The 26,616-nt window shown below is 61.3% G+C and carries 27 protein-coding genes; 14 read left to right on the forward strand and 13 right to left on the reverse strand.

The genetic code is table 11. From position 1 onward, the window contains the following. Positions 1-19: 19 nt before the first annotated feature. Both VGE08_RS16165 and VGE08_RS16170 read right to left on the reverse strand, forming a co-directional pair. Positions 20-811 carry a Cof-type HAD-IIB family hydrolase gene (locus tag VGE08_RS16165; protein ID WP_331068944.1) on the reverse strand — a complete coding sequence of 264 codons (792 nt, stop codon included), beginning with the start codon at positions 809-811 and terminating at the stop codon, positions 20-22. A 103-nt stretch (positions 812-914) separates the two neighbouring features. Continuing rightward, positions 915-2,225 (reverse strand): Hsp70 family protein, encoded by a 1,311-nt coding sequence (locus tag VGE08_RS16170; RefSeq protein WP_331068945.1) that lies wholly within the window; start codon positions 2,223-2,225, stop codon positions 915-917. Positions 2,226-2,340: 115 nt separating this feature from the next. Here VGE08_RS16170 and VGE08_RS16175 point away from each other — a divergent pair, with 115 nt between their 5' ends. The 3 genes from VGE08_RS16175 to VGE08_RS16185 all read left to right on the forward strand — a co-directional run bounded on the left by VGE08_RS16175 (position 2,341) and on the right by VGE08_RS16185 (position 5,517). After that, positions 2,341-2,946: a DUF2946 family protein gene (locus VGE08_RS16175; protein ID WP_331068946.1), complete on the forward strand. Its 606-nt coding sequence runs from the start codon at positions 2,341-2,343 to the stop codon at positions 2,944-2,946. Between the two features lie 169 nt (positions 2,947-3,115). After that, positions 3,116-4,804 (forward strand): hypothetical protein, encoded by a 1,689-nt coding sequence (locus VGE08_RS16180; protein WP_331068947.1) that lies wholly within the window; start codon positions 3,116-3,118, stop codon positions 4,802-4,804. A gap of 23 nt (positions 4,805-4,827) precedes the next feature. After that, positions 4,828-5,517 carry a tetratricopeptide repeat protein gene (locus VGE08_RS16185; protein ID WP_331068948.1) on the forward strand — a complete coding sequence of 230 codons (690 nt, stop codon included), beginning with the start codon at positions 4,828-4,830 and terminating at the stop codon, positions 5,515-5,517. Positions 5,518-5,638: 121 nt separating this feature from the next. Here VGE08_RS16185 and VGE08_RS16190 read toward each other — a convergent pair whose 3' ends face one another. Then, on the reverse strand, positions 5,639-6,469 hold the full coding sequence (locus VGE08_RS16190) for an AraC family transcriptional regulator (protein WP_331068949.1): 831 nt from the start codon (positions 6,467-6,469) through the stop codon (positions 5,639-5,641). A gap of 104 nt (positions 6,470-6,573) precedes the next feature. On the opposite strand from VGE08_RS16190, the gene VGE08_RS16195 reads away from it, so the two are divergent. Together VGE08_RS16195 and VGE08_RS16200 are read left to right on the forward strand one after the other, a co-directional pair. Further along, on the forward strand, positions 6,574-7,002 hold the full coding sequence (locus tag VGE08_RS16195) for an organic hydroperoxide resistance protein (protein WP_331068950.1): 429 nt from the start codon (positions 6,574-6,576) through the stop codon (positions 7,000-7,002). 81 nt (positions 7,003-7,083) lie between these two features. Continuing rightward, complete coding sequence (locus tag VGE08_RS16200) at positions 7,084-7,542, forward strand: putative toxin-antitoxin system toxin component, PIN family (RefSeq protein WP_331068951.1); 459 nt, start codon at positions 7,084-7,086, stop codon at positions 7,540-7,542. 30 nt (positions 7,543-7,572) lie between these two features. Here the strand turns inward: VGE08_RS16200 and VGE08_RS16205 are convergent, their stop codons facing one another. Then, entirely contained in the window at positions 7,573-8,598 is a 1,026-nt protein-coding gene (locus VGE08_RS16205; RefSeq protein WP_331068973.1) for a response regulator, read from the reverse strand. Further along, a complete protein-coding gene (locus VGE08_RS16210) occupies positions 8,532-8,777 on the reverse strand; it encodes a hypothetical protein (protein WP_331068974.1) in 246 nt (81 codons plus the stop codon). The genes VGE08_RS16205 and VGE08_RS16210 overlap by 67 nt, the downstream gene beginning before the upstream one ends. A gap of 453 nt (positions 8,778-9,230) precedes the next feature. Here VGE08_RS16210 and VGE08_RS16215 point away from each other — a divergent pair, with 453 nt between their 5' ends. The 5 genes from VGE08_RS16215 to VGE08_RS16235 all read left to right on the forward strand — a co-directional run bounded on the left by VGE08_RS16215 (position 9,231) and on the right by VGE08_RS16235 (position 13,066). Continuing rightward, on the forward strand, positions 9,231-10,664 hold the full coding sequence (locus VGE08_RS16215) for a hypothetical protein (RefSeq protein ID WP_331068952.1): 1,434 nt from the start codon (positions 9,231-9,233) through the stop codon (positions 10,662-10,664). Beyond that, on the forward strand, positions 10,661-11,296 hold the full coding sequence (locus VGE08_RS16220) for a hypothetical protein (protein WP_331068953.1): 636 nt from the start codon (positions 10,661-10,663) through the stop codon (positions 11,294-11,296). Before VGE08_RS16215 ends, VGE08_RS16220 begins: the two co-directional genes overlap by 4 nt. A gap of 53 nt (positions 11,297-11,349) precedes the next feature. Continuing rightward, a complete protein-coding gene (locus tag VGE08_RS16225) occupies positions 11,350-11,952 on the forward strand; it encodes a cell wall hydrolase (protein ID WP_331068954.1) in 603 nt (200 codons plus the stop codon). Positions 11,953-12,276: 324 nt separating this feature from the next. Continuing rightward, on the forward strand, positions 12,277-12,549 hold the full coding sequence (locus VGE08_RS16230) for a hypothetical protein (protein WP_331068955.1): 273 nt from the start codon (positions 12,277-12,279) through the stop codon (positions 12,547-12,549). Beyond that, positions 12,530-13,066, forward strand: coding sequence for a DUF6036 family nucleotidyltransferase (locus tag VGE08_RS16235; RefSeq protein ID WP_331068956.1), 537 nt, complete (start codon positions 12,530-12,532; stop codon positions 13,064-13,066). The genes VGE08_RS16230 and VGE08_RS16235 overlap by 20 nt, the downstream gene beginning before the upstream one ends. A gap of 4 nt (positions 13,067-13,070) precedes the next feature. Here VGE08_RS16235 and VGE08_RS16240 read toward each other — a convergent pair whose 3' ends face one another. From VGE08_RS16240 to VGE08_RS16255, 4 genes are all read right to left on the reverse strand, one after another. Next, the gene (locus tag VGE08_RS16240) at positions 13,071-13,649 is read right to left on the reverse strand and encodes a mechanosensitive ion channel family protein (protein WP_331068957.1); all 579 of its coding nucleotides are present in this window, start codon (positions 13,647-13,649) and stop codon (positions 13,071-13,073) included. A gap of 442 nt (positions 13,650-14,091) precedes the next feature. Then, positions 14,092-15,384 (reverse strand): mechanosensitive ion channel family protein, encoded by a 1,293-nt coding sequence (locus VGE08_RS16245; RefSeq protein ID WP_331068958.1) that lies wholly within the window; start codon positions 15,382-15,384, stop codon positions 14,092-14,094. A 10-nt stretch (positions 15,385-15,394) separates the two neighbouring features. Beyond that, positions 15,395-16,117: a hypothetical protein gene (locus VGE08_RS16250; protein WP_331068959.1), complete on the reverse strand. Its 723-nt coding sequence runs from the start codon at positions 16,115-16,117 to the stop codon at positions 15,395-15,397. Between the two features lie 248 nt (positions 16,118-16,365). Beyond that, positions 16,366-16,929, reverse strand: a complete 564-nt coding sequence (locus VGE08_RS16255) for a hypothetical protein (protein ID WP_331068960.1) — start codon at positions 16,927-16,929, stop codon at positions 16,366-16,368. 685 nt (positions 16,930-17,614) lie between these two features. On the opposite strand from VGE08_RS16255, the gene VGE08_RS16260 reads away from it, so the two are divergent. Together VGE08_RS16260 and VGE08_RS16265 are read left to right on the forward strand one after the other, a co-directional pair. Then, positions 17,615-18,259 (forward strand): fused MFS/spermidine synthase, encoded by a 645-nt coding sequence (locus VGE08_RS16260; RefSeq protein ID WP_331068961.1) that lies wholly within the window; start codon positions 17,615-17,617, stop codon positions 18,257-18,259. A gap of 386 nt (positions 18,260-18,645) precedes the next feature. Further along, on the forward strand, positions 18,646-20,445 hold the full coding sequence (locus VGE08_RS16265) for an acyltransferase family protein (protein ID WP_331068962.1): 1,800 nt from the start codon (positions 18,646-18,648) through the stop codon (positions 20,443-20,445). Positions 20,446-20,521: 76 nt separating this feature from the next. Here the strand turns inward: VGE08_RS16265 and msrA are convergent, their stop codons facing one another. The 3 genes from msrA to VGE08_RS16280 all read right to left on the reverse strand — a co-directional run bounded on the left by msrA (position 20,522) and on the right by VGE08_RS16280 (position 23,354). Then, entirely contained in the window at positions 20,522-21,157 is a 636-nt protein-coding gene (gene msrA, locus VGE08_RS16270) for a peptide-methionine (S)-S-oxide reductase MsrA (protein ID WP_331068963.1), read from the reverse strand. 152 nt (positions 21,158-21,309) lie between these two features. Beyond that, a complete protein-coding gene (gdhA, locus tag VGE08_RS16275; protein WP_349258715.1) occupies positions 21,310-22,653 on the reverse strand; it encodes an NADP-specific glutamate dehydrogenase in 1,344 nt (447 codons plus the stop codon). A 155-nt stretch (positions 22,654-22,808) separates the two neighbouring features. Further along, on the reverse strand, positions 22,809-23,354 hold the full coding sequence (locus tag VGE08_RS16280; RefSeq protein WP_331068965.1) for a Rid family hydrolase: 546 nt from the start codon (positions 23,352-23,354) through the stop codon (positions 22,809-22,811). A gap of 162 nt (positions 23,355-23,516) precedes the next feature. Between VGE08_RS16280 and VGE08_RS16285 the strand changes: the two genes are divergently transcribed. Next, a complete protein-coding gene (locus VGE08_RS16285; protein ID WP_331068966.1) occupies positions 23,517-24,539 on the forward strand; it encodes an NADP-dependent oxidoreductase in 1,023 nt (340 codons plus the stop codon). A gap of 72 nt (positions 24,540-24,611) precedes the next feature. Here VGE08_RS16285 and VGE08_RS16290 read toward each other — a convergent pair whose 3' ends face one another. Next, positions 24,612-25,559 carry an AraC family transcriptional regulator gene (locus VGE08_RS16290; protein WP_331068967.1) on the reverse strand — a complete coding sequence of 316 codons (948 nt, stop codon included), beginning with the start codon at positions 25,557-25,559 and terminating at the stop codon, positions 24,612-24,614. 510 nt (positions 25,560-26,069) lie between these two features. On the opposite strand from VGE08_RS16290, the gene VGE08_RS16295 reads away from it, so the two are divergent. Next, positions 26,070-26,312 (forward strand): hypothetical protein, encoded by a 243-nt coding sequence (locus VGE08_RS16295; protein ID WP_331068968.1) that lies wholly within the window; start codon positions 26,070-26,072, stop codon positions 26,310-26,312. Positions 26,313-26,616: the final 304 nt, after the last annotated feature.

Raw genomic sequence — 26,616 nt, forward strand, 5'->3', positions numbered from 1 at the left:
CAGCAAAGCGGCGGCTCAATCAGCGGCTGTTTATTGCCAACCGCAGCGCTTCCGCCACGCCTGCGTCATCGACGTGACCGACGGTGCGCGCAGCCGCGTCGATCACCAAACGATCGGCATTAGCCATTGCGATGGGATGGCCCACTACGCGCAGTGCCGAGATATCGTTGCCAGAATCGCCGATGTACATCACCTCGCGCATGTCGACGCGATACGCAGCAGCGATCTCGCGCATCGCGCTGCCCTTGCTCACGCCCTTGCGCGTCAGACCGACGAAGCTGACATTGGGCATGAGCGGCGACGTTGAATGGGCCATCTCCAACTCGGCAGGCGCAACGAGACACTCGGCGTCTTGCGGAGAGAGCAGCCACTGCGCGCGCACCAGTGGCGGCGACAGCGTTTCCAAGGGCTGCGGCTTGAACGGCAGACCCAGCAACTCGGCATGCTGCCTGGCCCAAAGTGCTTCACTTTCGACGGCATAGTCATCGTCGCCGTACATTTCGAGAACCTGCCCGGTCTCACGCGCCTGTGCGATCAAGCCGCGCACGCAACCTTCTGGCAACGGCGTGGATCGCGACTCCCGCGTCATCAGGTTCACGATGCTCGCGCCGTTTTGAAAGATGTGCCAACCATCGTCATCGAGGCGGCGTGCATACTCGGCGGCAATGCCGAACGCCGGCCGCCCCGAGCACAAAGCAATATGGATTCCCGCAGCCCGTGCCTGAGCGGCCGTCTCCCACACGATGTCGGGCACCTCGCCGGAGCGGCCCACCAACGTGCCATCGACATCGATTCCGATCAGCGCAATCAATGGATACTTCCCACGCGCGAAGATGAGGTCGGGACATACTAGCTTGCCCCACGTGTCCGCGCGCGCCGACCTTCGTCAGATTCCGCTCACTCGCAGGGTGAATTCAGCATCCGCGCGGCACGCCCATCAACGCCAGGCCCTGAGCGACCGACGAGAACTCATCGCCGCCGATCAACTTCTCCGCGCCGAATTTCTTCGCGAACAACTCGCGCACGGCGGGAACCAGGGCCGTGCCGCCAGTCATGAACACTCGCGTGAGGTTTCCGGGAGCAACGCTGGCAATACGCACTGCCTCATCCGCCGTCGCTTCGATTCGCGACAGATCATCGGCGATCCATTGCTCGAACTCCTTGCGCGCGATGGTGCGGTCGATCTCGATCGGCCCCGCCTTGAAATTGAGTCTCGCCGTGTCCTGTGCAGTCAGCGTCTGTTTCACCCTCGACACGGCTTGAAACAGCGAAAAGCCTTCTTCATTCCTGATGACATGCACCAGCCCTTCGAACGCCTGGCTGTCCACGGCCGTGCGCAGGATATCGGTGATATGCCTCAGTGTCTGGCGATTGTTCATCATGGAGAGCTGATGCCAGCTGGAGAAGTTGGCGTAGATCCACAAGGGAATCGGCAGCTTCTTGGTCTCCGGTTGAAACTGCGAACCCATGCCCAGCGCCGGGCAGACCGCGTTGTAGACGATCTGGTAGTCGAAGCGGTCACCCGCGATGCCGATGCCGGTCTGCGCCAGCGGCGTGAGTTTCGGCTGCTCTCCATCCGCATCGACTTCGACGATGGAGAAGTCGCTCGTCCCGCCACCCAGATCGGCGACCAGCACCAGATGCCGGCCACGCGCCCGGCTTGCGAAAGCGTATGCAGCGGCCTCCGGCTCCAGGCCGACGCGGTCTGCTGTTCGGCCGGCACTCTCGAACGCCGCCATCAAGCGCGTTTGCGCGAGATTGTCATCGGGCGATGCGCCCGCAAACTCGATGGGCCTGCCGATCACTAGCGGCGCTTGTGACAACAGCGCATGCGCACCCGTGGCCTCGTAGAGATGCTGGAGCAATGTTCCTATCAAGGACTCCAGGGTGTAGGTGTGACCGAACACCTTGGTATCGACGAACGCGCGACTGCCCAGAAACGACTTCATCGACTGCACCAGCCGCGCCGGGCCGGTACGTGAAATGTAATCGGCGATGGCCTCCGCGCCGGCACTGCTGATGGGGCGATCGCGCGGATTGGGCTCGGACGGGCGGAAGCAAAGGATCGAAGGCAACGCGGCACCTGCACCGAGCCGCGATGTGACTTTCATGACAGCGGAGCTGCCGTCCGCGCCGACGGCGGCAATGACGGTATTACTGGTGCCGAAATCGACACCAATGGCTACGGGCTTCATGGGGGGTGCGCCGGCAAAAGGGCCGGCCATTGTAGCATCTCCACGCGCCCCATTTGAGATCGAGTTGAGATCAAGCTGAGATCGAGTTGAGCCCGGCAACCACCGGCGTCACACTGCCCGTTCGTGAGACGAGGTTGGATGACGCATGGATCAATGGGTGCTCGATGCAATGAAGCGCTGGCCGAACGTGCCGGCGCTATTTGGCTGGCTGGGCCTGGACCGGCGCGGCCGCTGGCTCGTGCAAGGCGAGACCATCAGTCATCCACGCATCATCGATGTGATCAACCGGAACTACGCGGCGGACGAGCATGGCCGTTGGTACTTTCAGAACGGCCCACAGCGCGGTTACATGCAATTGGAATCCGCGCCACTGGTTCTCTTCGTTGCCGAGACTGGAGAACACCTGGTGACTCACACCGGTCGTGACGTCGAGCAGGTTCACGCGGCCTATCTTGATGAAGAAGGCGCGCTAGTGCTTGTGACCGAGCACGGCCCCGCCGAAGTAGCGGGAACGGATCTGCAGTGGATACTCGATCGACTGACCATCGACAGCCGCCCCGTCGAAGATCACGCGCTTGCGGCAGCGTTGGAATTGCCGTCCGGGTCCGACACCAGCATCACGCTACGACTCGGCACGTCTGCATTGCGATTGCAGCGGCTGGACTTTGCACAAGCACCGTCGGTGCTAGGCTTCGAGCGCACGCCCGCACCGCGCGAAGGTGAGAAAGTGTCGACGCGAGCGATGGACTGATCAGCACATGCAAGCCCCGGGCGTTGCGGAATTCAGCGCCCTGCCGCAGTTTCACGGATTTTTCACGCGGCATATCACCCGGCCCTCACGACCAAGGAGCACTGTCGCCCCCTCTTCAGACGGACCCGCCAAGCAGGCATTCACATCAGGAAATCGAGGGGAAGCTGTCATGCGCATTAGAATCTACCTGGCCTTTGCCGCCGCCCTGGCAGGCGCAGTCGCACAGGTACAAGCCCAGGTGCCGGTGCACAAACACTATCAGGAGCACGATTCGTTCGACTCTCGGTCGCCCTCCGGCGCCATTGCACCGCGGTTGCAGAACGTCGGTAAACACACCTTTCCGGTGACCACGAATTCCGAGCAGGCGCAACGTTTCATCAACCAGGGTCTGAATCTCACCTACGGCTTCAACCATGCCGAGGCCGCACGCGCCTTCGCCGAAGCCGCGCGGCTCGATCCGAACGCCGCCATGGCGTACTGGGGACAGGCGCTAGTGCTGGGTCCCAACATCAATGCACCGATGGCGCCGGAGGAGGAGCCAAAGGCATTGGCGCTCATCAAGAAGGCGCAGTCGCTGAAGAGCAAAGTGTCACAACGTGAACGTGACTACATCGATGCACTCGCACTGCGTTTCACCGGCAAGCCCGAAGATCGTGCCGCCGCGGATCAAGCCTACGCCGGCGCCATGCGCATCCTGCAAGAGACGTATCCGGACGACCTCGATGCGGCCACGCTGTACGCCGAAGCGGTCATGGACCTGCGTCCATGGAACTACTGGACGCGCGATGGCCGTCCTTACGAGCAGACGCACGAGATCATCAACGCGCTCGATCGTGTTCTGGCGAAAAATCACGAGCACCCAGGCGCACTGCACTACTGGATTCACCTGTGGGAAGCGAGCAATACGCCGGAGAAAGCCGAAGCCGCGGCAGATCGTTTGTTACCGCTGGCGCCGGCAGCCGGTCATCTGGTGCACATGCCGGGACATATCTATCAGCGCGTCGGCCGCTACGCCGACGCCATGAAGGCGAATCAAATGGCCATCCTCGCCGACGAGGACTACATCACTCAGTGCCGTGCGCAAGGCTTGTATCCGCTTGGCTACTATCCTCATAACGTGCATTTCCTGTGGTTCGCGGCCAGCATGGCGGGCCAGAGCAAGACTGCCATCGACGCAGCAAACAAGACGGCGCAGTCGATCCCGCCGGAGGCGCTCGAGGAACTGCCCATCCTGCAGAGCTTCATTCTCGTGCCGGATTACGCGCTGGTGCGCTTCGGCAAATGGGATGAAATCCTGTCGGCGCCGGCGCCTCGCGTCGACACCCTCTTCACGCGTGGCGTGCGTCACTACGCTCGCGGCATGGCGTTCATTCGCAAGAACGACTTCGCGTCGGCGAAGAAAGAGATCGCCGCCGTGAGTCAGATCGCGCAGGATCCGAAGCTCATCGAGACGCCCTCCTCCATGTCCATGAACATGGCGGAATCCGTATTGCGAATCGCGGTACAGATGCTCGAGGGCGAGCTGGCGGCCGCACAGGGCAACTATGACGAGGCAATCGCGCATCTGGATCGCGCCGTGCGCTATCACGACAACCTGATCTACACCGAGCCCGACGACTGGCACCAGCCCGCGCGTCACGCGCTCGGCGCCGTGCTGCTCGACGCAGGCCGGCCCGCCGAAGCCGAGGCGGTCTACTGGGAAGATCTGCGACGCAACCCGAAGAATGGCTGGTCGCTGTTCGGGCTGCTCAAGGCGCTGCAGGCACAAAACAAGATCGAAGAGGCCAGGCGGGTCGAAGCCGATTTCAAGAAGGCCTGGGCCGACGCCGACATTACGCTGACGGCATCGAGGTTCTGACGAACATACGCGGGACATGTGACATGCGAAATCTTGAACCGCGCATCTTTGCCGCACGCGCTTCCGGAAAGCTGGCGGCGCTGCTATGGCTCGCAACCATGGCAGCGCCGGTCTACGCCGACGGTCCGGGGGCCTATCGTCCGCCGGCCCGCCCTGCTATAGCACCAACGCTTTCAGAAGAGAGCGCCATCGACGCCTACAACCAAGGGTACGCCAAGATCCAGCGGGCCGATCATTCGCAAGCGCTCGCCGCAGCCTCCTCCTCCGCCGAAGAGAAGAGCGAGGCCGAGCGCGCCGCACGCAACTACTACCAGGAAGCCTTACCGCACTTCAAAGAAGCCATTCGGCTGGATGGCGCCATGCACGAGGCGTACACCTATCTCGGCTATGCGAATCGCAAGCTGGGCAATCACGCCGAGGCGCTCGCAGCCTACGAGCAGGCGCTGCGCATCTTCCCCGACTATCCATACGCCATCGAGTATCAGGGACAAGCGTTTCTGGGACTGAATCGCCTCGACGAGGCGCGCTTCAACTATCTGCGCCTGTACGCGCTCAACAAGGGTCAGGCAGCGAAGCTGTTGGAAGCGATGCGGGCGTGGGTCGAGTCGCACAAGGACACGCAGCTCGAAGGAGTGGATACGAGCGACTTTGCCGAGTGGGTGGCGCGCCGATCCGAGCTTACGCGCAACGACGTGATATCGAGCAGCTGGTGAATCACTCACACTCACCGCGAACATTTGGGCGAGCATTTCGGCGAACATTTGGATAACGACGACAGACCAGAGGGCGAACCCTGCTGCGCCCCGCCCAACGGCGGGGCATTCTTTCCTTGGATCAACCGGACGCCTGGGCCTGCTTCCATTCGCGCGGCGTCAGGCCGCTCTGTACTTTGAATGCGCGCGACAATGCGGCCTCGCTGCCATAGCCCACTTCGATAGCGATCATTTTAAGTGGCTGCCCCTGGCGCAACCGTTGCTGTGCCAGGCTGACCCGCCAGTTCTGCATGTAAGCACCCGGCGTGAGCCCCACGGTGTCGCGGAACGTGTTGGCGAACACGCTGCGCGACATGCCGGCCGTCTCCGCCAATTCATCGAGCGACCATTCGTGTGCAGGTTTTTCATGCATGGCGACCAGAGCGTGCCGCAGCTTTGGATGCGACATGCCCGCCAGCATGCCGGTGCGAATCTGTCCGGTCTCCATCAAATGACGCAATACCTGGATCAGCACCACCTCGAACAGGCGGTTGATCAGAGCGCGTCGGCCGCAGCGCTCATTGAACGCCTCGTCGAATAGCAAAGACAGCACGCTGGCGGCACCTTCGATGCCCGCGAGCGGCACACAGATGACGGCGGGCAGCGCGTTGGCCACCGGATTCGCGGCACCGCCGTCGAAATGTAAGTTCGCGCAGGTGAAATCGGCGCCGCGGGTGACATCGGTCTTGAAGCGGTGCTTCAGCGGACGTGGATAGAGCAGCAGGCTCGGCTCGGTCACGTGTAGTGAATCTGCGCCATCGTGGTTCACTTCGACCGGTCCCGACTTGATCAGGTGCAGCTGTCCCGTCTCCGGCAGGGTCGGTACGTCGTTGAACCCGCACAGCGCGCCGGAGTGGAACATGCGGGCATGCACCGCGAAGTGCGCAAGCAACGATTCCAGGCGGTCAGCCATTCCAATATTCCTGATCAAGTTTTCAGGATTCTAGGTGACCCGGGCCCCTCCCGGCACGCCTACACTGCGCCAAGCCACTGACACAACGAGCAAGGAGATCTGCCATGTCGATCGAAAAAGTCCTGTATACCGCACAAGCCACTGCCAATGGCGGCCGCGACGGCCGAGCCAGGTCCTCGGATGGCGTTCTGGATATCCAACTTTCCACGCCGCGCGAGTTGGGTGGCGCGGGCGGCCCCGGAACCAACCCGGAGCAGCTGTTTGCCGCCGGCTACTCGGCCTGCTTCCTGGGCGCGCTGAAACTCGTGGCGGGTAAGGAAAAAGTGGCTCTGCCAGCGGACACCACCGTCACCGGCCGCGTCGGCATCGGCGCGATTCCGACAGGCTTCGGCATCGAGGTCGAGCTGCGCATCAAGGCGCCCGGGCTGCCGAAGGACAAGGTGCAGGCGCTGGTGGACAAGGCGCACATCGTTTGCCCGTACTCCAACGCCACTCGTGGCAACATCGATGTGACACTGGTCGTGGAAGATTGAACGACGACATCGAGCGCGGTTCCGCGGGTCATCGCCCGCTGAACCGCCCGGCGTGCTCGTGCTGCTAAACTTCAGCACGCCGTGTCCCACTTCAAGCTCATCCTCGACACCAACATCGTGCTCGATTGGCTCGTGTTCCGCGACGCCAGCGTAGCTGGCCTGCAACGTGCGTTGGATCGAGGCCAGATCGATATCGTCACTCATGCGCCGGCTGTCGACGAGCTACGCCGCGTGCTTGGCTATGCACAGCTCAATCTTGGCATCGAGCAGCAGCAGGAAGTGCTGGCACGCTACATCTCGCATACGCGGCTCGTGACTCTGCCACCGGGGCTTCACCTCGATGATCTCGGATTGCCGGCGGGATTCCCTCGCTGCCGCGATCGCGATGATCAACATTTCCTCGCCCTAGCCTATCACGAACGGGCGGATGCACTGGTGAGCAAGGACTCAGCGGTTCTGGAGCTGACCAGGCGACTACAGAAGTTTGGCATCACCGTGTTCGATCGGCAGCAACTGGCGGCACGGCTCTCATTTGAATGACGACGAGATGACCACCCCGGCCTGGTGCATTCACGCGCCAAGCTGCTGGCGCACGCGCGTAATGACTTCGATCAGGCTGAGATATGCCTGTCGCGCCGACTCGACGGTATCCTTGGCTGCCGCGAGATCTCCGGCGGCGCCGAGATTCTCGATCTCCTGGAATGTTCGCGCCAAAGCATCGGCACCCACGGTGGCCGCGTTGGCCTTGAGGGTGTGAGCGCTGCGCTTGACCGACGGCGCATCGCCTCGAGCTAGCGCGTTCTGCAAAGCATCGAGCAGCCGAGGCGCGCTGTCGATCATCGCTCCCAGCACGATCGAGGCGCCCGCCGTCCCGGCGGCGGCGATCAGTCGATCGATGGTCTCTTGACGATACTCTTGACGATACTCTGGTCGAGACTCGGACGTCTGCGCTGGACTCAGCGTCGATGACGGGGATGCAGCCAAAGCTCCCACATGTATTTGCTGCCGCTGTATGATCGCGGCAAGCTCTTCGAGCTGCACCGGCTTGCTGATGTAATCGTCCATGCCGGCAGCCAGGCAGCGCTCTCGATCTCCGCTCAACGCATTTGCAGTCATTGCGACGATGCGGGGCTGGCGCTCCTTGGGCAATCGGGCGCGAATCTCGCGAGTGGCATCCAGCCCGTCCATCTCGGGCATCAGAACATCCATCAGGATCAGGTCGTAGGGCAGCTGGGCCGCTGCGTTCACCGCCTCGATGCCATTCGACACGATATCCGCGGTCTGCGACAAACGTTCCAACAGAAGTTGCGCTAGCCGCTGATTCACGACGTTGTCCTCGGCCAGCAGGATGCGCAGCGATGCCGGCACTTTCGACCGCATGATGTTCAGTACGTGCCGTTTGGTGAGCCGCGCAGGATCGAATGTTCCCGGGCGTGCTGGCACGAGATCCGCCGTTGCGGCTTCCATGGGCAACATCACGGTAAACGTCGACCCCACACCGACCGTGCTTTCCACGCCGATCTCGCCATTCATGGCTTCCGTAAGCCGCTTGCAGATCGCCAATCCCAAGCACGTTCGATGCCCCACGCGATGCACGCGGGTGCGGGCAGTGCGAGACAGATGCTCAGCGCGGTGCGCAGACTGGACGGCCAATTCTCGATTTCGCCCAGCGTGCTGCTCGTCCAGTCTTTTGCTTTGATCAGTTCGCTCATGACGCCGCCGCCCGACAACCAATGCATCGGGTCCCTTCCGGCGCGATCTTCCTGTCGCTTCATGAGCGGCACTCTGGCTAAGACTCGTCGCGTGATACTCGTGCATCGACGCGGTGTCGGATCATCGGGTATCCACCCTGGTGTGTCTAGAAGCAATCCGCGCTCGATGATGCGTTGTCAACGACGATGGCCGTGGTTAATACGTATGATCGATGAACGCGCTGCAAGCTCGGCAACGAGACGTCGAAGCGGATGACTGACGTCATCGCACAACCGGCCTCGGCTTGTGAACGACCGTTGGCAATCCCAGGTCAGCCCCCTCAGCCACCACAAATGAGCGGCGCCGACTGAGCGACGCGCAGCGGCACCTGAAGCGGCACCTGAGAACTCCATCAAGATTCCGGGCTCCGGTTCGTTCAGCTGACATCCACCTGCCCCTGCAAGCCGAATTCAGATTGCCAGCGACGTTCATTCAGGAAAGTCGCGGCGGACCGGCCCATTCATCGGGAGGACATTATGTCCATTGCAGCCATTCTAGGGATTACCCCCTGGCCCACGCTTTCCGTGCTCATTCTTTTCGTGCTGGCAGTGTTCGTGCTGTTTTTTGCACGCGATACCGCTCATCAGGCAATCCGCACGGCTACGAGCGCGATCGCGCGGGGCCTGCGGTTGGCTTCGCATTCAACCACCCACCTCGAAGCCCGGCTCGCTGCGCGCAACCGGGACGTGCTCCTGGCGGCGGGACGCGAGGCGAAAGAGCGCATCATCGAACGTGAGTTCGAGCGCGTCGCCGAAAGCGTTCGCAAGGACCTCACGAACTACCCCACCTTGCATCGGGCGCTCAGCGAGTCGATCCGGCGCATCGAGGAAAATCACCAGAACGCCGTCGACGTGCCGCCGGAAGCTCCGGGCTGGATACGGGCGGTCGATGCCGTGGCACAGATGGAGGGCCGCAACAACGGCGCGGCGAACATCCTCGCCGACATTCACAAGTCGCTGGTCAAAGCTCACAAAGAGGCGATGGACGAATATCGGGACGCCAGCGCGGAGCGGCACGCACTGCTGCACAAGATGATGCCGGAATGGCGTGCCATCAAAGACGTGCTTGAACGAGTGTATGCCTCCGTCGAAAGCCTGCTCAAGCGTTCGGTCGCCATCGACCGACACATGCAGGAATATCAGGACATCGTGCGCGGCCACGATCATGCCGTGTCCACTCTCTCCTCCTCGTCAGTGGTGCAGTTCTTCGTCTCCGGCCTCGTGCTGCTGATCGCGATCGGCGGCGCAGCGATCAACTTCTCGCTGATCGCTCGGCCCATGTCGGAAATGGTGGGCGGCACCAGTTACATCGGCTCGTTCCGCACCGCCGATATCGCCGCGCTCGTGATCATCATGGTCGAGATTTCGATGGGACTCTTTCTGATGGAATCGCTGCGCATCACCCGGCTGTTCCCAGTGATCGCGGCGCTGCCCGACAAGATGCGCGTGCGCATGATCTGGATCACGTTCTGTTTGCTGACCCTGCTGGCCAGCGTCGAAGCGGGCCTTGCGTATATGCGTGAAGTCCTGCTGCAGGATGAGCTTGCGACTGGCGCGCTGCTGCGAGGCGAAGGCGCCGGCGAGCTGAAGAACGAATATCTCTGGATCACCACGGCCGCGCAGATGGGCATGGGCTTCATTCTGCCGTTCGCACTGACCTTCGTGGCAATTCCCTTCGAAACGTTCGTTCACTCCTCGCGGACCGTGCTGGGCATTTGCGGCATCGGCCTGCTGCGGGCCGGCGCGCTGGTACTGAGGGTGCTCAGCAACGCGTTTCATCACACCGGCAAGCTCCTGGAACGTATCTACGATCTGCCGCTGTTCGTCCCGCTGTGGCTCGAAGCACGCGCCAAGGCGGCGCGTGCCGATCACTCACGCGAAGTCGGCGAAGTGCAGGAGGCCCAGACATGAAGGCATTCATCCTGGCCCTGACCGCGCTACTGGTGGCTGGCTGCACGCCGACCGCTCCTCGCAACACGGGTGTGTATCTGCTGCTCGACACCTCGGGTACGTACAACGAGGAATTGAAGAAGGCGCAGAGCATCATTCTGTACACGTTGTCGAAATTGCAGCCGACCGACTCCTTCGCAGTCGCGCGCATCGATACGGGCAGCTTCAGCGAGAAGGACATCATCGCCAAGGCGACCTTCGACGATCGGCCGAGCACTGCCAACACCCAGAAGCGTGCGTTCGCCGATGCCATCAAGAAATTCGTCGATCGCGCCGAGTCTTCGACGCACACCGACATCACCGGCGGCGTGTTGCAGGCCATCGAATTCCTCAACGAGAAGAATTCCGGCCGCAAGACCATCTTGATCTTCTCCGACCTGCAGGAGGATCTGGCCAAGGGTTACGTGCGTGACGTGCCGCTCGACTTGAAAGGGTTCGAGGTGGTCGCGCTGAACGTCACCAAGCTGCGCTCCGACAACCTCGATCCGCGCGAATATCTCTCACGTGTCGAGAACTGGCGCGAGCGCGTGGAAAAGAGCGGCGGCCGGTGGCGCATGATCAACGATCTGGAGCGACTGGACGGACTGTTGTGATGATTCATGACCCGTGCGTGCGGGCACACCGTTGACGCGACTCGATCAGAACCATGCTCCGATCCGTGCTCTACGGCGTGCGCTATCGATTCGTATCGTGGCGGCGCAGGCTGTCGCTGTACTGGCTCCTGCGCGACAAAGGGGATTTCACGTTCTTTGTCTTGCTCAGCTTGCCGTTCGTAGCGGTGGGCCTCATCGTTTATTTCGCGTATGCGGCTCGAAGCACCATCGACGGCTCGCGCATCGACGCCGCTCGCGCGCGAACCCGCGACATTCGCTGCCTGGCCGAGAATATCTATTTCGAGGCGCGTGGCGAACCGCTGCGGGGCCAATATGCCGTCGCCGAAGTCACGATGAATCGACTGGCATCGCCGCTCTTTCCCAACACCGTCTGCGATGTCGTGCACGACACTCGCTGGGACACTTCACGCAAACGCCTTGTCGCGCACTTCTCGTGGACGGCATTCAAACTGCGGCTGGAGTCAGGCAGCCCGGAGTGGAAACAGGCGATGGATATCGCCACGGTGGTCTATGACGGCCAGCACCAGCCGCTGGTGCCTGGCGCATTGTTCTATCACGCCACTTACGTCAACCCATACTGGGCCAGCAGCAAGCGTGTGGTAGCCAGGATCGGCAAGCACATCTTCTATCGCTGAGCCGGTCGAGGCATGGAATCCGCCGAACGCGGCCGGTACGCGCTCGAGTATCGGACATTCCGCCGGCAGGATGTGGCCGTGGGCGGTACATTTGCAGGAATAATCGTAACGAGTTACGCTTATTCAATGGCGAGAAGGCCCATCAAGCGATCTCGTGGACGACCGTCAACTGGATCGGCCATCCCCGCTGCCGAGCGTATGCGCCGGCTGCGCGAACGGCGCAAGGCTGCAGGACTGAAACCTGTCGTCGCCTGGGTGCCCAGTGAAGCCGAGACGGCACCCACCTACTCCTCACATCGGCTCCTCGAGGCTCGGAGCCTGGCCATGCATGCCGTCATTGCCAGAAAAATCGAGCGCGATCCAACACTGCTGCAGATCGCTCACAAGAACGTACAGCGGTGGGCCGCACAGCGAGGATCGGATACACCGGCATGGCTGACGGAGTGGCGCGAGATACTCGGCCAGCCGTGGCGAAGAATCGCCGCCCTCATCACCGAGCCCAGCGAAAACGGCGCACGCCTGAGGCAATCCTCACCTTTCGCTGGAGTTCTCACGCAACAGGAACGATGGCGCATCTATGAAGCGTTCCGAGCTTGAGCACTTGATCCGGGCGGCCGGATCGATCGCCAATGACGCCGAAATCGTCGTCATCGGCAGCCAGTCCATTCTCGGGCAGTTTCCCAACGCACCTGCCGCGCTACTCGTTTCCGCCGAAGCCGATTTGTTTCCCAAGAACCACCCGCAGCTCTCGGATCTCATTGACTGCAGCATTGGAGAAGGTTCGCCGTTTCATGAACTGTACGGCTACTACGCCCAGGGAGTGGATGAAAGCACGGCAACTTTGCCGAGTGGCTGGCGTAAGAGGCTGGTGAAGATCAGCAATCCAAATACAGTCGGTGTCACCGGACTTTGTCTGGAGGTTCATGACCTCGCGATCTCAAAATATGTCGCAGGCCGCGACAAGGACCGGGAGTTCACCAGGGAACTGGTGAAGCACGGAATGGTTCAGCGCGATACGCTGCTGAGCCGTGAGCGGGAGACGGAACTATCTCCACAAGTACGTAAACTGGTGAAGGCTCGCATCGAGCGTGACTTCAAGGAGCACACCGGGTAACCGCTTATCCATCACCTTGGGTGCCGTGCCCGGGGTTGCTGCGGAAGCGGCGCACGGCGCGTTGGAAGAACAGGCTGTTGGGAATCTGCAAGGTGTGACCGGGTTGTCCGTCTCCGGGACCTTCTTCCTGCAGCGTGGTGTAGATCAGGTTGATGTCCATCACGCGGCCCTTCAGGCCGGGCTTCTCGCCGTTCTCCAGCACTTCGATCTGCTCATAGAGACGGAACGGGCGAGTGGCGAAGATGAGCACCGAACAGAAGATGTTCGACAGCACGCTCCAGACGGCGAAGAACGCCACCGCGGCTACAGCGGCGAAACCGGTGAACGCCGCCCACAGCACCCCTGCGGACACGCCCAATCGCTCCAGCACCAGCAACGCCGCGGCGCCGTAGATCAAGAACGCACTGACGCGCCGCGCGCCGGTCGTCATCTCGGGCGGCACATTGTGCTGGCCAAGTCGACGGATCACCCGCCGAGCCAACCGTTGCAATAGCCACGCGGCGATGACGATCAGCACGATCTGGACCGCAGGCAAGGCTAGCTCCAGCCAGTCCCGGCTCCACTCCGGCCATAGCTCACTCATCGATGCACGATACCTTGATTGCCTGTGAGATCTGTTTCGGCGTACGCCGGAACACCCATAAAAGAGTCGCACAGGATACGACAGCGCGATGGCTGCTGCATCCACGAAAGGATCTGATGCGATGGGCAGACACGGCATCGATCACGAGTGCTGGCGATGATCGCGTACTTGGCCACCTTGACCGCTGCAATCGTCGTCGTGGGGATGGGGTTATTACAGCCCAGCGAGCGGGAGGCCCAGAAACCGCCCGTGCTGATCGATTCACAAGTGCAGTGATGGGGACATTGCCGATGCTGGGAACGTCCCCCAGCAGCGTCGGGCAGGAACTGGCGCGCCCGACGAGGTGGGAATGAGGATGACATTGCGCCCGACCGCATCGTTGGCGCCGGCGAAGCTGGCTTGGGAGGCGGCCTCGATCAAGCCGAAGAAGTGCAGCTCGGTGTCATGGATGAGGAGCTCGATGAGCTGGCTCGACAGCGGCCACGAAAGACCTGACGTGTGCGCCGATAGCGGCACTCACGTCTGCACCGCTCGGTTGCTGGAACACGCGCAAGCCGAACTCTGGAAGGATCGCGTACAGGTGATCGAACACATCCGCTTGGATGCTTTCGTACTCAACCCACGCGGTCGATGAGGTAAAGCAGTAGATCTCCAGCGGCAGTCCGGTCGGCCCGGGCTGCAGCTGACGAACCAGCATGATCATCTGCTGGTGAATTTGCGGATGCGCCTGAAGGTAGGCCTGCACATAGGCGCGGAAGGTGCCGATGTTTGTTACGCGACGCGTATTCACCGGATCTTTGCCTTCGGCAGCCAGCTTCTCGTTGTACTCTTCCAGTTCCGCGCGCTTGCGATCGAGATAACCGTCGATCAACGCGAACCGGCGCAAGCGCTCGCGCTCTTCCGGCGTCAGAAATCGCACCGACGTCTGATCGAGATAGATTGCGCGCTTGATGCGCCGTCCACCCGATTCAAACATGCCACGCCAATTCTTGAAGCTCTCGCTGATCAACCGCCACGTCGGGATGGTGGTGATGGTCTTGTCCCAGTTCTGGACCTTGACGGTGTGCAGCGAGATATCGATCGCAAAGCCGTCCGCGTTGAGCTGCGGCATCTCGATCCAATCCCCGACGCGTAGCATGTCGTGCGTGGACAGCTGGATGCTCGCGACCAGCGACAGCAGCGTATCCTTGAACACCAACAGCAACACCGCCGTCATGGCACCGAGGCCGGACAACAGCAGCAGCGGATCGCGATTGAACAGCGTGGCGATGATCAGGATCGTCGCAACCAGATACAGAATGATCTTGACGAGCTGCAGATAGCCTTTGATGGGCCGCGCCATCGCACGCTCTGGATCTCGCTGCTCGTACACCTGACCCAATGCGTTCAGCAGATTGCCAATCGCCAATGCGATCGTCAGGACCACATAAGCGTTGGCGATACCCCGCACGACGGGCACGACCATCGGCGGCAGGCCAGATACAAACGTGATGCCGTAATAGACGGTAAGCGCCGGCACGACCTGTGCGATTCGCCCTATGACACCCTTGCCAAGCAGTGACTCATCCCATTGAGTCAAGGCCACGCGCGCAGCACGAGCAAGTGCGCGAGCCAGCAGGTGCCTCGCAAGCACATTGACCAACCAAACCAGCAGCAGCAGCGCCGTCAGCTGCAGCGTCGTAATCGCCCAGGGATAGGGTTCGAGCGTGGTAAACAGATGAGAAAAATAAGACATGGACTCGATATCAGATCACCTGCCGCAGAGACGACAGTGCTTTCAAGCGATCCCGCACCTGCGGATCGTTACACAAAACAACGCAGCCACGTTTTGCCCCGGTCTCCTCCGCCGCACGCAGCGACGGATAAAACCGATACATGTCGGTGCGCCCCAAACGATCCAGATACTCGGCATTGAGCGCGGCTCCCGGACCGTAATCGTCATACGCATAGGTATCATCAGGCACGGCGAAATCATCAATCATGATCACCGCCTGCTGCCAGTTCGCGAAGATGGTCGTGATCTCCTCGGCGAGCGGCAGATCGGCGTTCCAGTGAGCGTCGAGATAGAAGAAGACGTTGTTCTTCGGCATCGACGCATCCGCCGCGAGGCGATTCAGGAAAGAGCGACTGTCGCCCAACGTAAGATGCACGCGATCACGCAAGTCGCGAAACCGATAAGCGGCGAAGTGGTGAAAGCGCGGCTCGGCCTCGACCGAATAAACCGGCATTGGGAACTCTGCAAAGAACTCCGTCGTGGTGCCCCTGAAGGTACCCGTCTCCACGATCGCAGTGGGCGAGAGCGTGGTCAGTATGTCACGGCAGATGCGCACGCGCCCGACCTGTCCGTTCATGGGGCCGCCCCAACTCGCGCGCCGGTGCGGCTTGAGCCTGTATTCCAGGCGAGCGAATTTCTCCGGGCCGACGGAACGCAAGACAACGGCTTCGAGCCACTTCGACAGGGCACTCATTGGGTCATAGCTCCTGCAATCTGCCTTGCAATGTAGTTGTTGGCGAGACGACCGCTGCCGATCGCGCTCATGGCGGGCTCGCACGCACGACCACGCCGGTCAAGGATCGGCAATGATACGACGTATGCTCTTTGACGGGAAAGTGCAGGCCAATTGGCGGACGTGGTGGCCGAAATCGGCATCGGCCACCTGCCGGGCGTTCTGCTTTGCTGGATTGCGCCGAGCCCCAGGCTCGGGCCGCGTTTGACCTACAAGCCGATGGTTACCATGAAGGCAGTGGCGCTGGAGTCGCCGAACTGATAGTCGCCCTGCCTATAGCTGATGCCTAGCGCCACCGCCCTGGAGATCCGCCGCGACACGCTGGCTTCCCAGTAATAGTCATACCCTGTGACGACCGAGCGTTGTTCCGGTCCGGGATTGAGGAGCAGGCCTTCCTCGCTTTCCAGCCGCCACCGCGTGCGGCCGACCATGGGCACGAAGCGCCAACCGTTACCCAGCTCGAATTGATAACCGACAGCAACGAATCGCTGATCGAGACTATAGCTATCGAAGGTGCCGAAGAGATCGTACTCGCCACCACCGTCGAGGCCGGCTGCGACAACCACGCCCATGGGAGTGAGATAGCCAATGCCGCAGCCGATACCAACCAGGTCGGCATCCGTGCGACTGCCGTTTACGCCGGTGTACCCGCGCTTGAGATCGAGGTCGCCAGCAAAACCTCGCGGCGTAATCTGCCATTCATCTTCGGCCGCCCAAGCCGTTTTCAAGCCGAGTGCCGATAGCAAAGTCACAGCCAGAAGTGTGGTGCGCAAGTGGCCTCCTTGTCAGTGTGCGTCTGGACCTGTTGCAAGGTTAGGGACTCTCACGGCGGTCCGGCAACTGCAGACTGCAAAGTGTCACATCCCGGTACTCGAAGGATCGGATTGTGCGACCAGGCGCCCGCGGAAGTAGCGAAAGCATCGAGGAAGCCGCAGGCACCCTCATCACCTGCTCGAAAAGAATCCCGGCGATGCCGGCGCATTTAGCGCGGCGGTCTGCGAGCGCAATCAGCCGCGCCGGTTGGGCTCGCGAGCTTGCGTGTGCGGGGGCGCACCCGTGAGCAGTGGAACCAAGGCGCCAGGACGAAACGCCTGGATACCGGAAGACACCACAGCATGACTGCTACTACACTAGAGCCGTCACGAAGGCCGGGCACGGCCGGTGTGAGTGGTTCGAGTTTCCCCGGTCGCGGGAGGGAGTTGAGGTCTGGAACAGGCGAGAGGCGCCGCAGGGGCGGTGGTGCGAGAGTATCTGGCCATCACGTGCCAGGAGTTGGGGCTGCGTTCGACTGCGCGTAAGTTGCGGGTGCCTTATCGGCGCCCCCATGCACATCGAGAGGTTCCTTTAACAGCATCCGGTGCTGCGACCGAAGCACCCACCGTCATCGACGCTCCAGCCATCATCGAAACAACATCGGAGCGGCTGCTGCAATTCTCAGGCGATGCGCTCCAGAGTCGCATGCGAATCGACGATCCTTATGCGCTGGTCGCGCCCTACACCCGCCAGATGATGTCGTTCCTGCTTTTCGACCCCGACCCCGAACATGTATTGCTGATCGGCTTGGGCGGCGGTTCGATGGCGAAGTTCTGCTATCGATACCTGCCGAACGCACGCATCACCGTCGTCGAAGTGGACGAGCGGGTCATTGCCATGCGTGATGCGTTCTTCGTACCGCCGGACGATTACCGCTTTCGCGTCGTGCATGACGACGGCGCGCGCTATGTCACACAGTGCGAACGACCAGTAAGCGCCGTTCTCATCGATGCGTTCGATCAGAGCGGAGTGGCACCCTCACTTGCGACCGTGACGTTCTTCGACTCCGTCTCACGCCTGCTCGGCCCCAAGGGGGTCGCGATCATGAACCTGCACGGAGAGCGGCAGCGCTATGACGATCATCTGCAATGCGCGAAGGCGGCCTTCGGCACTCGAACCCTGCTGGCACAAGTCACGGGCAACGAGAACACCTTGTTGTACGCACTGGCGGCGGGTGCCGCCCCACCTTCGGCGAAGCATCTGTGGCTACGTGCGCGTCATTTGCAGGCAAACATTCCGCTGAACTTCCGGCATTACCTCAAACTGATCCGGGAAGGAAAGTCCTTGTAACGGGACTGCGATCTCGACTTACGGCGCAACGTCGAGAGCGAATGAGGCGAGCAGCGGGCTACCGAGCGCTCGGGTTTGTGGCAGTGTTTGTTCTATAGGCGCGCAGTACTAACGCGCCAATCGAGCAAGGATCAGTCTCACGGGCTTACGCCAACAGCGCGCGGGTCGATTGGTTCGACAATCGGCACCTGCTCGAGCCGACCGACGATATCCCGCCGGTGCAATTCGAGCACATGCACTATCAACAGCAACAGAGTCTGGCCGCAGCGGCCTGACTCAGAATCGGAGCTCTCCGGAATTCCCGGCGCGGTTCAGTACCGGCTCCGCACTAGCGGCTGCGGCAGGCAGCTGTCAAAATTGCCGGCTGTTGCTTGAGACGAGCGCGGATGGAATACAGGAAAGACATACAGATACTGCGTGGCGTTGCAGTACTACTCGTGGTACTCTTTCACTTCGAGGTTGCCGGCTTCGAAAGCGGGTTTCTGGGCGTAGACGTCTTCTTCGTCATCAGCGGTTATCTGATGGCAAAGCTGTACGACCCCTCGCAGAAGCTGGACTTCTTCGTCAAGCGCGCCAAGCGGCTCCTTCCAGCGTATTTCGCGGTCGTTGCAGTTACGACGCTAGTCGCAGCAGCACGGACCATCCCGAGCGACTACTTCCAGGTCGCCACACAGGCGCGCTTCGCCGCTTTCTTTGCGTCCAACATCGGCTTCTGGCTGGAGAATTCCTATTTCGATAAAGCGGCGTTTCTGCCGTTGCTGCATCTCTGGTCGCTCGGGGTCGAAATACAGTTCTATCTGCTGATTCCCGCTCTCGTCTGGATGTTCGGTAAGTGGCGCGTCGCGTACCCGACGCTGCTGGTCGCTTCCGCGCTCTTGTGCTTCCTAGTGGTGGGCATCTCGCCCAAGACATCGTTCTTCTGGCTTCCTGCGCGCCTGTGGGAGTTTCTCATCGGCTTCGGCGTCGCCAGGTACGCAGTGAATAGATGGTCATTGAAGCACCAAGCTTCGCAATGGTTGGGACTGCTGTGTTTGGCGCTCGTGTTCGCGCTTGCGCTCGTAAATATCGATGCTGACCGGCCCGGGTTCGTCAAAGGTCATCCTGGCCTGCTTGCGCTTCTCAGCACCCTCGCCACCGCGGCGGTCCTGACGCTGGGAATTCCGCGACGAGTTGAAGCCACTTCCGTTGCAACCGCTCTGGAGAAAATGGGCAGCTATTCGTACTCGATCTATCTGGCGCACTTTCCGATCATCGTGCTGTCTCTCTATCGGCCGTTCGGTGGCACGGTGCTCGAGACCAAGAGCATCGCGCACACCGCCATCATCGCTATTGTGGTCGCTGGCGCGTCTGTGCTCTTGTACAGATTTGTCGAGCAGCCGTTTCGACGCCGTGCACAGGGTCTGCGCTGGATCGTCGCTCCTGCGGTCGTCGTCATAGGTCTCAGCTTTCTCGGCACGCTGGCCCAACAACAGTTCATTCCCACGCGAGACATGCTGATCTATCAGGCGTGGTTCGATCGCAGCGAGTTTCGCTGCGGCAAGTTGAGGCGCGTCCTGCATCCGACCGCGATTTCCTGCGAGATCACCAAACCCATCGCGGCTCCTGCGCATCGCGTGTTGCTCGTTGGGAACAGTTACGCAGATTCAATCAAGACGACGTTCGCCTCCACTGCCGAACGACGGAATGTATCGGTGCATTTCCTGGTCAATAACCGGCCACTCGTGGCGGGGGGCCTCGCACCATCGCAGGTGATCGGGGAAGCCGAAGCGCGACAGGTTGACGCAATCGTCATGCACTTCTCGCTGCTCGGAACCGATCTAGACCAGATTGGCCGGCTGGTACAGCTCGCCAGGCAAAGAAACATCAGTGTTTCCTTTCTCCTGCCGCCCCCGACCTGGAACGACCATGTGCCATTGATGCTGTGGAAGAATCGCAATGGACTGTCGCCGCTGCCCCATCAAGATTTGCACGACTATGCTAGAGTCAACGCGGATCTGATCGCGAAGCTCTCGAAGATCGACTATGAGAAGTTTGTAGTCTATGGAACCGCGGAAGCCTTCTGTAATCGGGATTGCCGACTGGTCTCGGCGAGCGGAAAGCCCTACTACTTCGACGGCGGTCACTTGACGCTGACTGGAAGCGAGGCACTAAGGGAGGTCTTCGAGCACGTGATCGATGACCTCTGAGCTTCATCGGACGATGAGTCGCCCAGCGCGCCATCCCGACGACTGATCGTCTCGACCCACAACCGTGGTTGTCACGTCAAACATCTAACGTGACTCCGCACCCACCGATGCCACAATACCCATCCGGATTCTTCGCCAGATACTGCTGGTGATAATCCTCGGCATAATAAAACTCCGGTGCCTCCAGCACCTCGGTCGTAATCTTCCCATACCCCGCCTGAGTCAACCGCGCCTGATACGCCTGCAAGCTCTTCTCCGCCGCGGCCCTCTGCTCGGCGTCGTACACATAGATGCCGGACCGGTACTGCGTGCCGATGTCGTTGCCCTGGCGCATACCCTGGGTTGGATCGTGAGATTCCCAGAACGTTTTCAGCAATGTTTCATAGCTGACCTTGACCGGGTCGTACACGACGCGAACGACTTCGTTGTGTCCGGTGTAGCCTGAACACACTTCTTCATAGGTTGGGTTCGGAGTGGTGCCGGCGGCGTAGCCGACGGCGGTGCTGTACACGCCGGGGAGTTGCCAGAACTTGCGCTCGGCGCCCCAGAAGCAGCCGAGGCCGAAGAGGGCGAGCTTCAGGCCGGCGGGGAACGGCGGCACGATGCGGTTGCCGTTCACGAAGTGCTTCTCTGGGACGACCAATGGAGTGGCGCGGCCGGGGAGAATGTCGGCGGGGCCGGGCATGACGGCCTTCTTGCGGAACGAGTACATGGGGCACCTCGAGCGAACGGGATTTCGCTATGTTGCATTGGAACCGAGGAGCCGTATAGATGCGGCTCCGGATTCACAAAACAAGGATGCCCATGCCGGCGGCCGATGCCGGAGATGAGGCCTGGCGACGCGCAACGTCGCCAGATTCACTACTAGATCACGCCGAACGCCAGCATCGCCTGAGCGACGCGCTGGAAGCCCACGATGTTCGCGCCGATCAGGTAATTGCCGGGACTGCCGAATTCCTTGGCGGTTTCGAAACAATCGTGGTGGATGTTCTTCATGATTTCGTGCAGACGGCGTTCCGTATGCTCGAAACTCCAAGCGTCGCGGCTGGCGTTCTGTTGCATTTCCAGAGCCGAAGTCGCCACGCCGCCCGCGTTGGCAGCTTTGCCTGGTCCGTAGGCAATGCCCGCGCCGATGAATGCGCGCACACCGCCAGGCGTGGTTGGCATGTTGGCGCCTTCGCCCACAGCGATACAACCATTGCGAAGCAGCGTTTTTGCTGAAGTCTCGCCGAGCTCGTTCTGTGTCGCGCATGGCAAAGCCACATCGCAAGGAATGTCCCAGATGACGCCGTTGGGGATGTACTGCGCGTCACGATGCTTCGCGTAATCGCTGATGCGTCGTCGCTCGACCTCTTTCAGTTGCTTCAGCAGCTCCAGATCGATGCCACGAGGATCGTGAACGACGCCATTCGAGTCCGAGCACGCGATGACCTTCGCGCCCAGTTCCTGAAGCTTCTCGATTGCATAGATGGCGACATTGCCCGAACCGGACACAGTGCAGCGCTTGCCTTCGATGGTATCGCCGCGCGCCTTGAGCATTTCTTCGACGAAGTACACGGTGCCGTAACCGGTGGCTTCACGCCGCACCAGTGCGCCGCCCCAATGCGGGCTCTTCCCAGTCAGCACGCCGGACTCGTAACGATTGGTAATGCGCTTGTACTGGCCGAACAGATAGCCGATCTCTCGTGCGCCGACGCCGATATCGCCAGCAGGCACGTCGGTGAATTCGCCCAAGTAGTGATACAGCGTCGTCATGAAGCTCTGGCAGAAGCGCATGATCTCGTTATCGCTGCGCCCCTTGGGATCGAAGTCCGAGCCGCCTTTAGCGCCGCCGATCGGCAGTCCAGTGAGCGCGTTCTTGAAGATCTGTTCGAAGCCGAGGAACTTGATGATCCCGAGATACACCGAAGGATGGAACCGCAGCCCGCCCTTGTACGGACCGAGCGCGCTGTTGAATCCAACACGGAAGCCGCGCGCGATCTGCACGACGCCGCGATCGTCCTGCCACGGCACACGGAAGATCAACTGGCGTTCCGGCTCGCAGATGCGCTCGATGATTTTCTGGTCGGCGTATTCCGGATGCTTGGCGAGCACGGGCTCGAGGGTGTCCAGGACTTCGCGAACGGCCTGGTGAAATTCTGCTTCGCCGGGATTGCGCTGTACGACTTGCTGATAGATGTGCTCGATCTGTTCGCTCGGGGTCACCATTAACTCCCGCGTGCCCGCGCCTTTGCGAGCCGCTCTTTCGCCATTGAAAAGGGGCGTGACCATATCAAAATCGCGCGGGATTTAGGAAGCATCCAACCGCGAGCAGGCGCTTGGGGCGCGGCACGCCGTCGATTCGGCCGTGCCGCTGCAGGGTTTTACTGATCCTTCGAGGCTGGCATACCCTGAGATGACGCAGGCAGCCGGGCGATCATCTGTACTTCGACCAGGCCTCGCGACGCCAGCAAACCATTGGTGCCGATCGCTGTCCAAGCCGGATAGGGTGCTTTGATGTAGTCCGCCGCGACCTCGTAGAAGGCATCCCAATGCTGATCGCGCGTGCCGGTAAAGTTCGGACTGTCCCAGACGTGGAAGCTGTTGACCATGACCACGTCGCCGAAATCGGCGCCGGAGGCCGTCAGGCTCGCCTTCAGCCGCTCGAAGCCGCGGCGCACCTGGGCTTTGAAGGCCGCGACATCACTGCCCTCATTCTCCCGGCGCCCGATGACGACGCCGGAGAGATAAAGCATATTGTCGACGCGACGGACCGCGGCATATCGATATTCGTCGTAGCCTTGTTTCTCTGCCTCCGAGGCCAGTATTACGGCACCGTTCGGCGCTGGAATCACGACGGGCCAGTGTGATTCAGCGGAATGGGCGGCAGTAGCCACGAACATTGTCATTGCGACGGCAGCTCGAAACATGGGGGATCTCCTGTGCATTGTGGGTGGACCAGTCAAGTCTTATCGATATATGGGCCTTCGCAGCCTGCCCGCATGAGGACCCACGCCACGCGTGGTTCATTGCAGCGTTCCCACTGCGTTCGTCGCGCGCAGCGAACGGTTCGTCTCACCGCATTCGCCCTCATGAAACAAGCCATGCCCCTGACCTGCGCTCTGACATTCTTCACATTGCTGTTCGCACAGCTCGCCGGCGCGGACGCCACGCCCACGCGAATGCGTGCCCTGCTCATGACGGACTACGGCGCCTCGGATGTTCTGCACATCCGCCAGGTGGCGGTGACAATACCGGCAAGAGGCGAAGTGCGCATTCGCGTTCACGCCGCGAGCATCAATCCCGTGGATTGGAAGATCCGCTCGGGCCGGCTGCAAAAGACCTCTCCGGTGTCGCTGCCCTATATCCCAGGTCGCGACGTGGCCGGAACCATCGACGCCATCGGACCCGGTGTTTCGGGCTGGAAAATCGGCGACAGCGTACTCGCTGTTCTCGATGGCGGCGGCCTGGCGGAATATGCGATTGCATCCGTTGAGAACATCGCGCGCAAACCAGCGAAGCTGAGCTTCAAAGACGCGGCGGGCATTCCGACGGCGTCACTCGCTGCATGGCGCACGCTCATTGGCAACGCGAATATCAAACAAGGTCAGCGCGTACTCATTCATGGTGGCGCAGGCGGAGTCGGCAGCACTGCAGTCCAGTTGGCTCACTGGCGTGGCGCGCATGTGATTGCCACAGCTTCGTCACGTAATCACGATTATCTGAAATCTATTGGCGCGGATGAAGTGATCGACTACAGCAAGACTCGTTTCGAAGACGTAGTTGAGAACGTCGATGTCGTGCTCGACACTGTCGGCGGGGACACGCTGCAACGATCGCCAGCCGTACTGCGCGAAGGCGGCACACTGCTGACTTTGGTCGGCAAGCCACCGGCGGAGGCCTGCAGCGAACGCAAGCTTCGCTGCCCGAGCCCAAGCACGGCGACCGACGAAAAGCCGGGCGAAGAGCTGGCCAAGCTGGCAAAGCTGTTCGAGCGCGGCGTGTTGAAGATGACGATCGAGGCCGAGTTCCCGCTAGCCGATGCGGTGCAAGCCTTGGAACTGAGCGAGACCGGTCACGCTCGCGGCAAGATCATCGTGCGGATGATCGACTGAGCCGATCGAAAGAAAGGAGACAAAAGCTCCAGCAGGACTTGCTGCTGGAGCTTCACAACAAAGTGCGGAGGATTACGCCGCGGCTACACCAACGCCACTCATGAACGTCAACGAGTCGGCGGCCCGGCGGCACTCGCGCGGCGTCACGCCATGGAAGCGGCGTAGTGCACGGAACAGCGTCGACCGAGAGTCGAACCCGACCACCTTGACGATATCTTCCACCGCCATCTCGCTTCCCCGCAGCAGCCGTCCCGCCACCGTCGTGCGCTTGCGCTGCAAGTACTCGTGTGGCGTCACATCGTGAATGTGCTTGAACAACCGCAGGAAGTGATGCCGCGACAGGAAAGCGGCCCGAGCCATGTCACCCAGCATCAATGGCTTGTCGAAATTGGAGTGAATGAAATCGGTCGCCAGCGACACACGACGCAGGATCTCGCGGCGCGTGGCCGCACGACGCACCGGCACGCCTCGGGCTCGCTGCAACACGTCCCGATGACGGGCGAGCATGCGCTCCAGCAGGAACGCAAACTGCTCCTCGAACCACAACGGATCGTTCAATCCCATCTCGCAGTGACGGCGAATGAACAGCAGCACCGGTGTGACGCCGCGGTCGTGGGTCTGCAGGTGCGGAATGAATGGCAGCGCCACCGGGGTCTGCACCTCGCCGTCATCCAGCAGGCGATCCTCGGGAGTGAGCAACGCGCCGAGCACCTCTTCGGGCATGCCCCGGCGAAACAGCACCGTCAACACATTGACGGGCTCGGAGCCTCGAATGCGTACCGTGGCCGGGCCGCCGGGAAGCGGCAGCCAGGTATCGTCGTCCACCGCGATACGCCGGTTGTCCAGGGTGACTTCCTGGCGGCCGCCCCAGGCGCTCAGCAGAGCAAAGCGTTCGCCGTCCAGCGTGTAATCGGCCACCTGCGTGTGCAGGCTCACCACGGTGTTTTCGGTGCTGGGCTGTCGCGCCAGCGCCGCACTCAAGTCACCACTCACCATTTCATGGGTTCGACGGAGAATCATCCCGTTACCCCTCCCCGTTGCCTGGCAGTCAACACCGGCCGAGCGACCGGCTTTACCGGAGCCGCGACGGCGCGCCCGCAGCGCACCTCGCGGTTCCACCCTAAAACGAGACAAATCCTGGAAATCGGCTTAGTTGGTACCATTTCCGCGCCAATTTGCGTCGGCTACAAGCGATTTACGATGATCTGATCCCGGCATGCGGCGAAAGGTTGCAGCCGTCCCCTGACTTCCGTCAGACCTTCCCTTAATTACGCAATGAATGAGACAGCGGCGCGCACGATTGGCTATGGAGCGCACGAACTGTTGATGCGAGCAAGCGCCCAAAAGTTGCAAGCGCGCCACGGACATGGTCAAGACGAGCGGGAGGTCGCGGGGGTGACACCTTGACGAAAAAATCCCCGGCGCGCGGTCGGGATCAACCCTTATTGCCGCAGTTAGGGTTCTTTGCCTGGAGGCGGTAGAATCGCGGCCGCGTGGAACTCGTCCAGACCCCTCACTGCCCAGACTGACATGCCCATTGCCCACGAACACAACCTGGCGCGCCCCATCCCCCGCGACTGCCCGTTCGGCATTCGCGTCAAGCTGCGCTCCACCGATCCGTTCAAGAACCTGGTCGGCGGCGACTGGGTCCGCGAGCACTGGTATGCCACGCGCGAAGAGCGCGATCGCGCCCTCAAGGAGATGAGTGGGCGCTACATCTACTTCCGCCCGGGCGACCGGCCCACGCTGGAATACGAGAAGATCGACCGCTGATCTCCCAAAGGTAGAGGGGTTCACGAGCCCTCGGACCCTCACCCCAACCCCTCTCCCAAGGGGAGAGGGGCTCACGAGCTTTCGGACCCTCACCCCAACCCCTCTCCCAAAGGGAGAGGGGCTCCCGAAGGGAGAGGCTGATGCCTCAACTCTCACCGCCTGCCCCCCGTTACCTTCTTCGCATCCCAGGTATCCTGGGATCGGCCAGCCAGGCCCGGCATGATTCCTGCCCCCAGTCGTCCATGATCCGGGGGGTGTTGTCACCGGGTCTGGTCGGCGGCTGATGATCGCTGATAGGGGCTGG

The organism is Steroidobacter sp. (assembly GCF_036406195.1).
Classification (GTDB): domain Bacteria; phylum Pseudomonadota; class Gammaproteobacteria; order Steroidobacterales; family Steroidobacteraceae; genus Steroidobacter.